At 51.0% G+C, this 14,611-nt stretch carries 14 protein-coding genes; 4 read left to right on the plus strand and 10 right to left on the minus strand.

The window, feature by feature from the left end:
* Positions 1–23: 23 nt before the first annotated feature.
* The 5 genes from BMY63_RS10990 to BMY63_RS11010 all read right to left on the minus strand — a co-directional run bounded on the left by BMY63_RS10990 (position 24) and on the right by BMY63_RS11010 (position 5,156).
* The gene (locus tag BMY63_RS10990; protein ID WP_091916805.1) at positions 24–497 is read right to left on the minus strand and encodes a low molecular weight protein-tyrosine-phosphatase; all 474 of its coding nucleotides are present in this window, start codon (positions 495–497) and stop codon (positions 24–26) included.
* Complete coding sequence (gene nrdG, locus BMY63_RS10995; RefSeq protein ID WP_091916807.1) at positions 494–997, minus strand: anaerobic ribonucleoside-triphosphate reductase activating protein; 504 nt, start codon at positions 995–997, stop codon at positions 494–496. Before nrdG ends, BMY63_RS10990 begins: the two co-directional genes overlap by 4 nt.
* 16 nt (positions 998–1,013) lie before the next feature.
* Positions 1,014–3,251 (minus strand): anaerobic ribonucleoside triphosphate reductase, encoded by a 2,238-nt coding sequence (locus BMY63_RS11000; RefSeq protein ID WP_091916808.1) that lies wholly within the window; start codon positions 3,249–3,251, stop codon positions 1,014–1,016.
* A 236-nt stretch (positions 3,252–3,487) separates the two neighbouring features.
* Positions 3,488–3,907 (minus strand): SufE family protein, encoded by a 420-nt coding sequence (locus BMY63_RS11005; RefSeq protein ID WP_091900003.1) that lies wholly within the window; start codon positions 3,905–3,907, stop codon positions 3,488–3,490.
* Positions 3,897–5,156 carry a U32 family peptidase gene (locus BMY63_RS11010; RefSeq protein WP_091916810.1) on the minus strand — a complete coding sequence of 420 codons (1,260 nt, stop codon included), beginning with the start codon at positions 5,154–5,156 and terminating at the stop codon, positions 3,897–3,899. Before BMY63_RS11010 ends, BMY63_RS11005 begins: the two co-directional genes overlap by 11 nt.
* A 266-nt stretch (positions 5,157–5,422) precedes the next feature.
* Here BMY63_RS11010 and BMY63_RS11015 point away from each other — a divergent pair, with 266 nt between their 5' ends.
* Positions 5,423–6,184, plus strand: a complete 762-nt coding sequence (locus BMY63_RS11015) for a C1 family peptidase (protein ID WP_256219007.1) — start codon at positions 5,423–5,425, stop codon at positions 6,182–6,184.
* A gap of 24 nt (positions 6,185–6,208) precedes the next feature.
* On the opposite strand, the gene cysS is transcribed toward BMY63_RS11015, so the two are convergent.
* Positions 6,209–7,711: a cysteine--tRNA ligase gene (gene cysS, locus BMY63_RS11020; RefSeq protein WP_091916814.1), complete on the minus strand. Its 1,503-nt coding sequence runs from the start codon at positions 7,709–7,711 to the stop codon at positions 6,209–6,211.
* Between the two features lie 118 nt (positions 7,712–7,829).
* Here cysS and BMY63_RS11025 point away from each other — a divergent pair, with 118 nt between their 5' ends.
* Positions 7,830–8,309 carry an RNA polymerase sigma factor gene (locus tag BMY63_RS11025; RefSeq protein ID WP_091916982.1) on the plus strand — a complete coding sequence of 160 codons (480 nt, stop codon included), beginning with the start codon at positions 7,830–7,832 and terminating at the stop codon, positions 8,307–8,309.
* Positions 8,310–8,322: 13 nt separating this feature from the next.
* Positions 8,323–8,901 (plus strand): hypothetical protein, encoded by a 579-nt coding sequence (locus tag BMY63_RS11030; protein ID WP_143065783.1) that lies wholly within the window; start codon positions 8,323–8,325, stop codon positions 8,899–8,901.
* A 40-nt stretch (positions 8,902–8,941) separates the two neighbouring features.
* Here the strand turns inward: BMY63_RS11030 and BMY63_RS11035 are convergent, their stop codons facing one another.
* Positions 8,942–9,403: an Lrp/AsnC family transcriptional regulator gene (locus BMY63_RS11035; RefSeq protein WP_091900008.1), complete on the minus strand. Its 462-nt coding sequence runs from the start codon at positions 9,401–9,403 to the stop codon at positions 8,942–8,944.
* A 176-nt stretch (positions 9,404–9,579) separates the two neighbouring features.
* Here BMY63_RS11035 and BMY63_RS11040 point away from each other — a divergent pair, with 176 nt between their 5' ends.
* Complete coding sequence (locus BMY63_RS11040) at positions 9,580–10,224, plus strand: helix-turn-helix transcriptional regulator (protein WP_091916984.1); 645 nt, start codon at positions 9,580–9,582, stop codon at positions 10,222–10,224.
* A 118-nt stretch (positions 10,225–10,342) separates the two neighbouring features.
* Here the strand turns inward: BMY63_RS11040 and BMY63_RS11045 are convergent, their stop codons facing one another.
* The 3 genes from BMY63_RS11045 to BMY63_RS11055 are packed head-to-tail and all read right to left on the minus strand — an operon-like array spanning position 10,343 to position 14,578.
* Positions 10,343–11,575, minus strand: coding sequence for a PLP-dependent transferase (locus BMY63_RS11045; protein WP_091916818.1), 1,233 nt, complete (start codon positions 11,573–11,575; stop codon positions 10,343–10,345).
* On the minus strand, positions 11,576–13,138 hold the full coding sequence (locus BMY63_RS11050; RefSeq protein WP_091916820.1) for a cysteine desulfurase: 1,563 nt from the start codon (positions 13,136–13,138) through the stop codon (positions 11,576–11,578). It abuts the gene before it with no gap.
* Entirely contained in the window at positions 13,139–14,578 is a 1,440-nt protein-coding gene (locus tag BMY63_RS11055; RefSeq protein ID WP_091900011.1) for a family 2B encapsulin nanocompartment shell protein, read from the minus strand. It lies immediately after the preceding gene.
* Between the last annotated feature and the right edge of the window lie 33 nt (positions 14,579–14,611).

Raw genomic sequence — 14,611 nt, forward strand, 5'->3', positions numbered from 1 at the left:
CCCGGTTTAATGATGCGAAGGCATTACCGAGCGGTCAGTTCATCCAACAGGCCTTCGCAAGCGTCTTCGAGCAGCTCGACAGCAAACTCGAAATCGCGATCGTCGCCATAATAGGGATCGGGGACGGTCTGCTGACCAGGGTGGTGACGGAGGTAATCGCTCATCCGGATAATCTTTTGGCGGTCGGCAGCCGAACGGGCCTGACGCGCCACGTCGTGATAGTTCTCATGGTCCATCACGGCAATCAAGTCGAAGCGGTCGAAATCGGCAGCAGAGAACTGACGGGCACGATGGTCGAAGACATAACCATGCCGCTCGCCACAGCGACGCATACGGTAGTCGGGCAACTGTCCGACATGCCAGGAGCCGATACCGGCGGAGTCAATATAGAAATCGTCGACGAGACCACGCCCCTCGACGAGATGATGCATGATGCCATCGGCAGCCGGAGAGCGGCAGATATTGCCCAGGCAGATAAAGAGAAGACGCTGTTTCATACGTTCACTGTGACATCGGGTTTCCACAAGACGGTCTTACCGGCATAGAGCGAGGCCTGCACGTCGATCAGGCGTTGATTCGACGAACCACGGAAGAGCAGGTCGGGGTCATGGAGCTCCTGAATGAAAGGACCGTCGACGAGGACGTCGATCTGTTCCAGCAACGCACGCTGGTCCTCATGGATCAGACTCTCATAGACGAAGCCGGTAAAGCACCAGATATCCTTGTTCGACTGCTGACGGATGGCTTGTGCCAGTTCTGCGAAGCCTGCCGCCTGATACATCGGGTCGCCACCAGAGAAGGTGACATTGGCGAAAGGGTCGGACATGATGATCTTCATCAGCTCGTCTGTCGTCATCTCATGGCCCTGGTCGAAAGCCCATGACTGGGGGTTATGGCAGCCCGGGCAACGATGACTGCACCCCGCACAATAGATGGAGGTCCGGAATCCCGGACCATCCACCATCGTATCTTCTATGATATCGAGCACTCGTATCATGTCGGACTGTCAGCCTTTAGCTATTGAACAGGTCTTGTGCACCGTGATCGATATGTGTCACACGGTCGTTCAACTCGGCCAACTTACCACTATTCCAACGGTCGGTCGTTCCGACGAGATAGCCTGTGATACGCTGCAGCTTGTCGATATTCGTAGATCCGCACTTCGGACACTTCTCCAGTTTGTCGTCGGCATTCTCATAGCCACAGTCCATACAACGGTTACGGTTGTGGTTCACGGAACCGTAACCCATATCCAACTGGTCCATCATATCGACCACGCTCATGATGACCTGGGGGTTGTGGGTGGCGTCGCCGTCGATCTCCACGTAGAAGATATGACCGCCACGGGTCATCTCATGGTAGGGCGCCTCCACCTCTGCCTTGTGACGGGCAGAGCACTTGTAGTACACAGGCACGTGGTTGGAGTTGGTATAGTAGTCACGATCAGTAACACCGGGGATGCTACCGAACTGCTTACGGTCTTTCTTCGTGAACTTACCACTCAGGCCCTCGGCTGGTGTGGCGAGTACAGAATAGTTATGATGATAACGCTCGCAGAAGTCGTTGACACGCTGACGCATATATCCCACGATCTTCAGACCAAGCGCTTGAGACTCGGCGCTCTCTCCGTGGTGCTTGCCCGTCAGGGCCACCAGACATTCTGCCAGTCCGATGAAGCCGATACCAAGGGTGCCTTGGTTGATAACGCTCTCGATCGTGTCGTTGGGACCGAGCTTGTCGGCTCCAATCCAAAGGCTCCTCATCAGCAAGGGGAACTGCTTAGTGAAGGCTGTCTTCTGGAACTGGAAACGGTCGTCAAGTTGCTTAGCCGTGATCTCCAGCATGTTGTCGAGCTTCGCCATGAACATATCGACACGCTTCTGCTGGTCGGGCTCCTCCATACACTCGATGGCGAGCTTCACGATATTGATGGTAGAGAAGGAAAGGTTTCCGCGTCCCACACTGGTCTTCGGACCGAAACGGTTCTCAAAGACACGGGTACGACAACCCATCGTGGCTACCTCATGGATGTAACGCTTAGGATCGTCGGCACGCCACTCGTCAGTCTGGTTATATGATGCATCGAGGTTCAGGAAGTTCGGGAAGAAACGACGCGCCGTCACCTTACAGGCCAGCTGGTAAAGATCGAAGTTGCGATCCTCGGGCAGATAGTTCACGCCACGCTTCTTCTTCCATATCTGGATGGGGAAGATGGCTGTCTCGCCGTTACCGACACCCTCATAAGTCGAAAGCAGGATCTCACGCATAATGCAGCGACCCTCGGCAGAGGTATCCGTTCCGTAGTTGATTGAAGAGAATACCACCTGGTTACCACCACGGGAGTGGATCGTATTCATATTATGAATGAACGCCTCCATGGCCTGATGTACACGGCCAACGGTCTTGTTGACCGCATGCTGACGTGCACGCTCCTTACCCGTCAGACCGTCAAGCGGCTTCTTGAGATAGTCGATCAGCGGCTCGTCGTAGAGATCCTTATAGCTCTCGCCGTTCAACTCCTCCAGCGCCTTCAGTTCTTCCACATAACTCATACGAACATAGGGTGCCAGATAGAAGTCAAAGGCCGGGATGGCCTGACCGCCATGCATCTCGTTCTGAGCACACTCCATGGAGATGCAAGCCAGTACCGAGGCCGTCTCGATACGCTTGGCCGGACGCGAAGCACCATGACCGGCCACGAAACCGCGGTTGAGGATATTATCGAGGGGATGCTGACAGCAGGTAAGCGATTTGGTGGGATAATAGTCCTTGTCGTGGATATGCAGATAGTTGTGCTCCACGGCATCACGGGCTTCCTCGGACAGCAGATAGTCGTCGACAAACGGTTTCGTCGACTCAGAAGCGAACTTCATCATCATGCCGGCAGGCGTGTCGGCGTTCATGTTGGCATTCTCGCGCGTCACATCGTTGTTCTTGATGTTCACGATATCAAGGAACACCTCACGTGTCTTTGCCTTACGGGCAATAGAACGCTGATTGCGATAGGCGATATACTTCTGTGCCACATCCTTACGGCTCGACTTCATCAGTTCAAGTTCTACTGAGTCCTGGATCTGCTCCACGGTCATCTGACTGTCGCCACATTGGGCGATATGATCGGTGATCTGATACAACAGGCGCTCATCCTCACCCTTATCGGTATGAAGCATTGCCTTACGGATGGCTGCCATAATCTTCTGCTCATTAAAGCCCACAATGCGTCCGTCACGCTTTACTACTGTCTGAATCATATGCTTATCGAGTTTTTAGTCAAAAAATTCCGTTTGCAAAGATACGACATTTATCCGTAAGTTGCCCATTTTGGAAAACTTTTCTTGCGTTAATAAATATTAATCAGCTGATTAAAAAGCACTTAGAAAACCAATACGGACAACTTTGCAGAAAAAGGGCAATACACAGTTGTCCGTTTTGGAAAACTTGTTACACACATCTGTTTTCCAAAACGGACTATAAAAAAGCGTCTAAATTACTGTTTCGTACTGAATGCCAGGGCGTACATACGGATTTGTTTCACCATTGCTACAAGTCCGTTCGAACGCGTCGGCGACAGGTGTTCCTTCAGACCGATCTCCTCGATGAAATAGAGATCGGCATCCAGAATCTCCTGAGGTGTATGTCCGCTGAGCACACGTATCAACAAAGCCACGATACCTTTCACGATCAGCGCATCACTCTCAGCCGTGAATCGGAGAACTCCATCCTCATAGTCGGCCTGGAGCCATACCCTACTCTGGCAACCATCTATCAGGTTGCTCTCCGTCTTATATTTCTCATCAAGAGGAGGCTGCTCATTCCCCAGATCAATCAACAACTGGTACTTGTCCATCCAATCATCGAAAGCAGAGAACTCCTCTATAATCTCGTCCTGAATATCATTAATTGCCATTGCCTTTTGACTTTTCTAGTTTAAACAACTTATCACTGGGACGCACCTTACCTGTAACGGCGATGCTGACCTTCGTGCCTTGCTGTGCCACCTCTACAGGACCGTGATCATCGTGGATCTCGTCGGCCGTGACGTACATCACTCCTGTGGTCGGACCCGTGATAAGCATCTTATCTCCTACTTTGAAGGTATTCGCCTCGACGGTGAACTCTGCTACGCCGAGCTTCGAGAAATATTTCACGCCCTTGCCGATATAGACCTTACGCTCCGTGGCATTCGAACCATAGTTCTTGTTCCACTCGCCCATCGTCTGTCCCTGATAGTAGCCATCCCAGAAGCCACGGTTGAAGACCGTAGCCAGACGCTCGTCCCACTCATCCTTCCGTGCCTCTGTGAACGTACCGTCGAGGACAGCCTGAATGGCCTCTTTATAACACTTCACGACGGTATACACATATTCAGGTCCTCGTGCTCGACCTTCTATCTTGAACACGCGCACGCCGGATGTCATCATACGGTCAATGAAACGTACGGTCTTCAGGTCTTTCGGACTCATGACATACTTATTATCAATCTCCAGTTGGTGACCCGTTTCATTGTCTGTCACAGTATACGAACGACGACATATCTGGATGCACTCGCCGCGGTTGGCCGAGCGGTTGGCCGCATCGAGGCTCATATAGCACTTGCCGCTGATGGCCATGCAGAGGGCGCCATGACAGAACATCTCGATACGGATCTGCTCGCCCGAAGGACCGCAGATATGCTCCTCTTCCACCTGACGGTAGATCTCTGCCACCTGATCCATATTCAACTCACGTGCCAGTACGACGACGTCAGCGAACCGAGCATAGAAACGCAACGCCTCAATGTTCGAGATATTCAGTTGGGTAGACAGATGCACCTCCTGGCCTACCTTATTACAGTAGGTCATCACAGCCACATCACTAGCAATGACAGCTGAGATGCCGGCCGCCTTCGCCGCGTCGACAATCTCGTGCATCAAAGGGATATCCTCACCGTAGATAATCGTGTTGACGGTCAGGTAGCTCTTGATTCCATGCTCACAACAGGTCTGCGCCATCTCCTTCAGATCGTCAATGGTGAAGGTTGAAGCGGAATGAGCACGCATATTCAACTTCTCGATGCCAAAGTAGATACTATCGGCACCGGCCTGTATGGCAGCAGCCAACGACTCCCGAGAGCCCACTGGCGCCATGATCTCAAAATCCTTGATCGTTTCTCTCATCTGGGTGCAAAGGTACATAAAAACGAGCGCAGAACAAAAGAAATTCATTTCTTTTTTTTGCAAAGAGCATGCAGCTTCGCACTCAAAGAACGTAAAGACACGAAAAGAAGAGTGAAAAGCAATGTTTATTTGCTTTTTCCCTCTTTTTTATGTAATTTTGCGTCTTGTAACAACAAGTTGATGAGATGGAACAGACTAATCACGCAGATACAGGAGACCTCCAAAGGAGCATACTGTTATTTGGCAAGAGACCTATAAGGGTTGTCATGCCCCTGTTATGTCTTGTTCTGACGGTCGGATGTGGTTGGCAAGAGCCAAAGCATTTCACACATGAGGTGCTCAACAGGATGACGCCCATCAAAGATCAAGGCGAGAGTGAGATATGTTGGGCATATGCCATGCTGGCGGCTATCGAGACGGAGCATCTGAGCTGGGGCGACTCGGTAAACCTCTCACCTTATTATATAGAGAAGATGATGGAGAAGGAATCTGCCGCTCCGAAGAACAAACACGGCATGGGCGTCACACTCATCCGTCTGATCCAGAAGTACGGCATCGTAGGCTATGATGCCATGCGCACCGTCGAGACGCCCGCTCCTCAGTGGGTATTCATGCTTGGCGCCGCCTACACGCCCCAGGAGTTTGCGCGCAGCATCTGTGCGCCAAATGAATACATCGCCTTGACCAGCACTGATCGCGAGCCATATTATAAAAAGGTGGACATCGATCAACCAGCCAACTGGCTGCACGACCGTTTCTACAATATTCCCATGGACACGCTACTGACAAAGACCGAGCAGGCTGTGCGTGAGCACCATGGTGTTTGTTGGGAGAGTAAGGAACACGCCATGGCCATCGTCGGAATCGCCCATGACGACAGTGGCGAGCCGTTCTTTATCATGAAGAACTCATGGGGAACGGAAGATCCATACAAAGGACTCACATACTTATCGTTCGAGGATTTCCGCGATCAGACCCTGGCCATAGAAATGCCTTTAGCCTTTTTTCAAACAGCAATGGTAAGATAAAAGGAGGGCGGTACCGCCCTCCTTTTATTTATTCAGTTTCCAAGTAACACCGTCCTTGGTGTCTTTCACTTCAAAGCCGGCGGCGGCGAGTTCGTCACGAATCTTATCCGATGTGGCCCAGTCCTTGTCGGCCTTGGCCTTCGCACGCAACTCAAGCACCATGTCAACCACCTTTCCAAAAGCCTCTTCTCTCTCCTGACTCTTGGCTCCCGACTCCTGACTTCTATTCTGCAGTCCAAGGATATCCTCGGCAAAGAGGTGCATCGTCTCGGAAAGCTCTTTCAGACAGTCGGCACAGATCGTAGCCTTGTGGTCGGTGAGTTTGTTCACCACCGTACAAGCCTCGAAGAGATTACTGATAACCTGCGGTGTGGCGAGATCGTCATTCATGGCATCATAACACTTCTGACGAAGGCTCTTGACAACCTTCTCCGTTTCTGCATCACACTTATCCGATACCTGAATACGGTCAAGGTCACTGATGGCATTCATGAGTTTCTCCAATCCCTTCTCCGCAGCCACAAGAGCCTCGTTCGAGAAGTCTACCGTACCACGGTAATGAGCGGAAAGAACAAAGAAACGGATGGTCATCGGTGAGTAAGCTTTCTCCAAGAGCGGATGATTGCCCGTGAAGAACTGCTCCAGCGTGATGAAGTTGTTATACGACTTACCCATCTTCTGACCATTAATGGTCAGCATATTGTTATGCATCCAGTACTTCACAGCCGGATGTCCCATCGATGCCTGCGCTTGAGCGATCTCACACTCATGATGTGGGAACACAAGGTCCATACCACCACCATGGATATCGAACTCTTCGCCAAGATACTTGCGACCCATAGCCGTACATTCACAGTGCCAACCAGGGAAACCATCGCTCCAAGGTGAAGGCCAACGCATGATATGCTCAGGCTGTGCCTTCTTCCACAGGGCGAAGTCGGCCTGATTGTGCTTTTCTCCAACACCGTCAAGATTCTCACGACTGGCATCCTTAATGTTCTCCAGCGAGCGACCAGAGAGGATTCCATACTTGAATTTCTTGTTATAAGCCTCGATGTCGAAATAAACAGAGCCGTTCGACTCATAGGCAAAGCCATTATCAAGAATCTGCTGTACCAGTTGTTGCTGCTCGATGATATGGCCCGTGGCGTGAGGTTCGATACTCGGGCGCAACACGTTCAGGGCATCCATCGCCTGATGGTAGCGGTTGGTATAGTATTGCGCGATCTCCATTGGTTCCAACTGCTCCAGTCGGGCTTTCTTGGCAATCTTGTCCTCACCTTCGTCGGCATCGTGTTCCAAATGACCTACGTCAGTGATATTACGTACATACCTTACTTTATACCCCAGATGTTTCAGATAGCGGAACACGAGATCGAAGGTGATGGCAGGACGGGCATGTCCCAGATGCGGATCACCATAGACCGTCGGACCACACACATACATACCCACATTCGGTGCATGCAAAGGCTCAAAACGCTCCTTCTGTCGTGTCAGCGTATTATAAATAACCAGTCTTGATTCCATATACTAAACGTTTAGAGACTGCAAAGTTACGATTTTTTTTATTTTTTTCCAAAGTTCGTGTAGTTTTTCGTATTTTTGTTGCGTCTAATGGGTGAAAACTCTAAAGAACAAGACGACAATGACGACATTAGAAAGACAGTTTGCGCAAACCGTAGCGGAACACAAGAGCACCATCTACACCGTGTGCTATATGTTCTCGCAGGATGCCGACGAAGTGAACGATCTGTTCCAGGAAGTACTAGTCAATCTCTGGAAAGGATTCGAGAGCTTCGAGCATCGCAGTGACATCAGGACGTGGATCTACCGCGTCGCCCTCAACACCTGTATCTCTCTCGACAGGAAGAAGCGGCGCAGTGCCACCGTCCAGTTGACCATGGACATCAACCTCTTTGAAGACCGCGACAAGGACACGCGCCAGGTGGACATGCTTCATAAGCGCATCTCCAAGCTACAGCCTTTCGACCGTGCGATTGTCCTGCTCTGGCTCGAGAACCTCTCTTACGAGGAAATCGGACAGATTGTCGGCATCACGACTAAGAACGTCAGCATCCGATTGTTCAGGATTAGAGAACAACTAAAGAACATGTCTAACGATTAAAAACTTACCCATTATGGATACACAATTAGAAGAGATGCGTGAACAGATGAACACGCTGAAGAAGAAACTGGAACAGCAGGAGATCATTAACGACCGCATCATCCGTAAATCGATCCGTCATGCCGCATCCAACATCAACCGTCGCTACACGTTTGTATATATTATCAGTCTGTTAATGATTCCCTACGGCTACTGGGCCTTCGTGAAACTCAACGGCTCGTCGATCGGGGTCTGGATCACCATGAGCATACTGATGCTTATCGTCTTTGGCTACACTCTATATACAGGACGCTACCTACGCAACAACGACCTCTATAATAATAATCTGATCGATGCACGCCAGAAAGTGGCTAAAGCCAAGAAACTTGATAGCGACTGGCTGAAGTTCGGTATCCCTGCTGGACTGCTCTGGATCATTTACTTCATCTACGACAAATACCAGCAGATCTCCGACGACTCGTTATGGATCTTTGCCGCCTCGATGACGATTGCCTGTATCCTCGGTGCAGTCATTGGTCTGAAGATCCATTATCGCAACCAAGACAACTATCAGGAGATTGTTGACCAGATAGAAGAACTGACAAAGGAATAACGAGAATGGGGCGCATGCCCCATTCTCGTTATTTACAAGTCTACAGATTAATGCCGTGGTTCTGCTTTACCTCACTCATCACAAAGGTGCTCTCGATAGACCCCAGCGATTCGATATCACCCAGTTTGTTCAATACGAATTCCTGATACTGCTTCATATCGGAAGCACGCACTTTCAAGAGATAGTCATAAGCACCTGAGGTATTATAACACTCCGTCACCTCCGGAATACGCATGATACGACGAGTGAAGGCATCGGCGATCTCATGGTTTATCTGCTTCAGCTTCACCTTACAGAAGACAAGTAATCCCTGATTCAATTTCTCCGGATCAAGAACAGCCACATAACGCTTGATATAGCCTTGGCGCTCGAGTCGCTTCTGGCGCTCGAAGACAGGCGTGGGCGTCAGATGAACAGCATCTGCCAGCTCCTTTGTTGTCAATTTCGCATTCTTCTGCAGGATGCGCAATATCTGCAAGTCGGTCTCATCTAATGTTTCCATATCTCTCTTAGAATATTATTCTATCATAACGAGTTTCAAACAACGAACTTAGAGGATTTCTCTAATTCGGATACAAATTTAGATATATTTCCCGAATTACGCAAGTATTTTGGATGATAATTCTAATCTTCGTACCTTTGCAGCGTGAATAAGATACGTTGCAAAACTATTTGATGATGGGAAATTACATATTGGCAGATAATCAAGAACTGACACGATTGGCATTGATAAGCCTTATCAAGCAGGATGAAGAGAACAAGCTCTACGTGGCCACCGACAAAGCGGGACTTGTAGAGCTACTGAAAGAACACGAGGACGCCATTGTACTACTCGACTTCACCTTGTTCGACTTCACAGATGCAGACCAGTTGCTTATCGTTGGTGAGCGTTTTGCGTTGTCACAGTGGATACTGATCAGCGACGAGTTAACGCCAGCCTTCATGCGCCGCATTGTCTATTCTTCACATCAGTTCAGCATCGTGTTTAAAGACGGGCCATTGAATGAAGTTCGAGAAGCTCTTCAGACTGTCGACCGACACCAACGATACATCAGTCAGCGAGCACTGGAAGTCATTATCAACCAGCAACAGGTAGAGGAGAGCCGTCCCAGTTTCCTGACAGAAACCGAGATAGAAATCGTGCGTTCCATCGCCCAAGGTAAGTCGACGAAAGAGATTGCTGCAGAGCGAATCTCGAGTATCCACACCATCACGACCCATCGCAAGAACATTTTCCGCAAGTTGGGTATCAACACAGCTCACGAGGTTATCAAGTATGCATTAAGGGCAGGATTGGTAGACTCGTCGGAGTTCTATATCTGAGAAGGGGTTACACCGAATCCTATTAACAGCTAACGATCACCCAGTTCTATAACTGTAACCATAAAGGGAACGACCTGTTCCTGTCATGGGAACAGATAAGAGTGAAGTTCCTTCACTCTTATCTCAAACTATGTCTGATATCCTCCAAAAGATCTTCGCCATCTTCAAGACCGATACTCAGACGAACGGTAGTGTCAGGCACAGACATCTCTGCGCATTGTTCAGCAGAGAACAAGCCAAAGATCGTTGAGGCGGGATGGATAGCCAGCGACTTACGGTCGAAGAGGTTTGTGGCACGACGGATGATCTGCAATCTGTCGATGAAAGCGAAAGCAGAATCCTTATCGGCAAGGTCGATGGTGAAAACAGCGCCTGGCAACGGGCCGAACTGTGCCTTCGAAAGGGCATAGAACGGATTATCCTCCAAGCCGGTATAGTTCACGCGCTTAATCTCTGGCAATGCCTGACACTGTCTGGCAAGCCACAACGTGGTCTCGGCCTGACGACGGAAACGGATATCAAGTGTGTCAAGACCGAGGGTTTCCATATAAGCCACCTGCGGTGTCATGAGCGCGCCAAGGTTCGTTACCAGTTCCGTCTTCACACGAGCCGTAAAGGCCATCTTCTTACCGACACGTTTGACACGCGCCTGTATCGATGACGAAGGCGCCTGACTCCAGTCAAAACGTCCATAGTCGATAAGCAGGCCGCCGAGACCCGTGCCACCACCAGAGATATATTTCGTACTTGACACCACCTCAATATCCACACCGAAATCAACTGCATGGAAGGTGGAGAACGGGACAATGGTGGTATCAGCAATCAGTGGGACACCAGCCTTATGGGCGATATCAGCCAATTTGCGGATGTCTGCCACGAACAACTGCGGATTAGTGATAATCTCGAAAAACAACGCACAAGTATTGTCGTCAATCTGAGCCTCCACCTCCTCGGGTTTCGTAAAATCGACGAAGCGCGGCTCAACGCCGAAGCTGCCCAATGTATCTCGAAGCAGCGACACACTATTACCAAACAGATGTTTCGAGGCCACGATATTAAGACCAGCCGCACTGACAGCTGTCAGTGCGTAGTGGATGGCAGCCATACCCGTGTTGAGTGCCGTGACACTTGCCGCTCCCGTCAGTTGCCGTACACGCTCTTCCAGATAAGTCGTCGTGGGATTGGCGATACGAGCATACGACGGGGCCATGGAGCGACCACAAAACGCGTCGCCCATGGCCTTGGCAGATTCAAACTCAAACGCCGCCGTATAATAGACGGGCATCGACAATGCCCCGTATGCATCAGGTTTCTGATACTTCGTCGTCAGTATTTTCGTTTCGTACTTCATTTATCTACCAATTATCTTCTTCACCGCTATCACGAGCTTGTCTACATCTTCACGGGTATTGTAGAGTGCGAAGGTGGGACGCACGCTCATCTCATAGCCGAGAGCGCGCAAGGCGGGCTGGGCACAATGATGACCTGCACGCACGGCAATGCCCTCCTTATCGAGTAGCGTACCGACCTCGGGTACGGGAATGCCGTCAAGTACAAAGCTCACGACCGACACGCGATTCTTCGGATTACCTATGAGCGTCAGACCTGGAATCTGCCCGAGCTGTTCACGAGCGTACTCCGTCAACTGATGTTCGTGGTGTTCGATATTACGGATACCAAGATGACTCACGTAGTCGAGCGCCGCCCCCAGTCCGATGGCATCGGCCACGTTAGGGGTGCCAGCCTCGAAGCGTGCAGGCGGCACGTTGTACTCTGTACGCTCGATGGTCACGTCCTTAATCATATTACCACCACCCTGCCAGGGCTGCATCTTGTCCAAAAGATCCTTGCGTCCATATACTACGCCTATGCCGTTTGGACCGTAGATCTTATGACCACTGAACACGAAGAAGTCGGCGCCCAATTGTTGTACGTCCACAGGCGTATGAGCTATCGACTGAGCTCCGTCTATCAGCACCGGGATCTGGTGTGCATGAGCGATCTCGATGATACGCTGCACGTCGTTGATAGTACCAAAAGTGTTGTTGACATGCCCCACAGAAACAAAGCGGGTATGTGGTGTGATGAGTCGTTCGAACTCCGACAGGATCAAGTCTCCGTTCTGATCGGTTGGAATGGCCCTGAGTGTTGCCCCACGCTCCTGACAGACACGTTGCCAAGGCACGATATTAGCATGGTGATCCAGTTCCGAGACGATGACTTCATCGCCGGGTGACAGGAACTGACGCCCATAGGTCTGTGCCACAAGGTTGATACCCTCCGTGGTACCACGTACGAAGATGATCTCCTCGCTTGTGGCAGCGTTGATGAACCGCTGTACCTTCTCCCGCGCCTCTTCATAGGCATCCGTCGCCCGGGCTGCCAGCGTATGAGCTCCACGGTGGATGTTCGAGTTGTAGTTGCGGTAGTAGTCCGCGATCTTATCAATCACCTGATTGGGCTTCTGCGTCGTTGCCCCATTGTCAAGCCACACGAGGTCGTGACCGTTTACCTTCTGCTGCAGTACGGGAAAGTCGTGCTTGATCTGCTCCGAGTTCAACGTGTCAGCTTCCTCATAGTGCAGATCCCTCAACTTCTGCGTCTCAGGGATGCCGATACCGAAGCCATCGTCCTTGGGGAGAGCTGACGTCCGGGCATCCGTATCCCCGATGTAAGGCAACCCGCTATAGCCACTGCCCCCCGCCAGAAGCTGTTTGAAACCAGCCTCCAGCTCCGAGAGGTCCAGGCCTTCGTCAGGTAGTACCACCTGCCGTATTCCCAGGTCATCCCCGACTACCCGTCGCCTTTCTGCCTGCAATTCCTCTGGGCAGTATTTCTGTGCGAGTTCCTTCAGCAGAGCCAGCGAGCCACCGTCCTGTGTCGGAAAACTATTTAGTTCTGATATATTGATCATTTACTTTTCAACTTTATTTCGATGCTGATAGTCATGATAATAGCCCACCTCTACATTCTCGAGCACAGCGATGGCATCGTCGGTAAGGGCGGCCAACGAGAAGTACTTCGTGAGCAGGTATGAGGCCACGCCAAACTTATCGAGTCCCATCAGGCGGGCACTCAGCGACGGTGCTATCTCACCGGGGATACCACTCTGATGCAAGCCGATGACACCCTGGTTCTTCTCGCCGACACGCACGAGGATAATCTTCGTCGTACCTACGCCTCTACCAGTCAGATACTGGCCTTCCACCTCCACCTTATCAGAGGGAATCAGAGGTACACCACGCCACAAGATAACCCGAGTACCGAAGAGATCAGTTGTCACAGGCGGCACACCACGCCACGTACACTCTCGTTCGAAGGCAGCGATTGCTCGCGGATGGGCAATAAAGAATGCCGGTTCCTTCCACACCAACGAGAGCAACTCATCAAGGTCGTCGGGTGTTGGCGAGCCGTAGCGTGTGGTAATGCGGTAGGCAGGGTTTGCAGCTGCCAGCAGACCAAACTGTTTGTTGTTGATGAGCTCCCACTCCTGTCGTTCCTTAATGCTCTCTATCGACAAGCGCAACTGCTCTTCCAACTGGTTATAAGGGTTATTATAGAGGTCGCTGACACGGGTATGCACACGAACGACGGTCTGCAGAGTGTTCAACGAGTACTCCGTCGGGTTCTCTTCGTAGTCGATGTAGGTCTCGGGGATGATATTATCCTCCTCATGACCGCTCACCAGGTCGATGTGTTTCTCACCGTTGTCGTTCACCGACGCTTTCAGGCGCAACTGCTTATCGACAGCCTTATTGAACGTCTCGCGGAAGTCGGGCACCTCTTTGATGAACTTGATCAGTTCCTTTAGCTTCAGACCAAGGAACACCGTCGGCGTGATGGCACGCACCGAGACCGTCGACTCCTGCTCGTCCAACAAGTCGGCCTCGCCGAAATACTCACCATCGCCTAGCAGAGCGATCCGCAGGTCCTCGCCATGAGAGCCCTTGCTGATGACCTCAGCCTGTCCACTGGCTACGATGAAGAAGCGCTGTTTGTCCTTGCCCTCCTCCACGAACAGTTTGTCAACATCCACCTCTTGTGTCTCGAAAGCACTTACCAGACGGTTCAGTATCTCGTCGTCGAACTCAGAGAAGAGGGGGATTGCCTTTAAATTCTTCGCCGTAAACGACGGCACACCGTTCACGTACTGGATGGGCAGACGGTCGTTCTTCCTTAATTCGACCTTAGTCCTGTTTACACGGAACGTGCCGCCACTAACCTGCACCCACGGCAAGAGCTTCAATAATAGTCTCGGGGTGATACTGCCCATCTGCGGGGCCGTCTTAGTTGTCGTCGCCAGTCTTCTGGCGGTAGCAGTGGTCACACTGCGCTGAAGATTTGATTCTGCCATAATTGTTTTCTAGTTTAATACGTTTGAATTGTG

Origin of the sequence: Prevotella aff. ruminicola Tc2-24 (genome assembly GCF_900110895.1) — a bacterium.
GTDB lineage: Bacteria > Bacteroidota > Bacteroidia > Bacteroidales > Bacteroidaceae > Prevotella.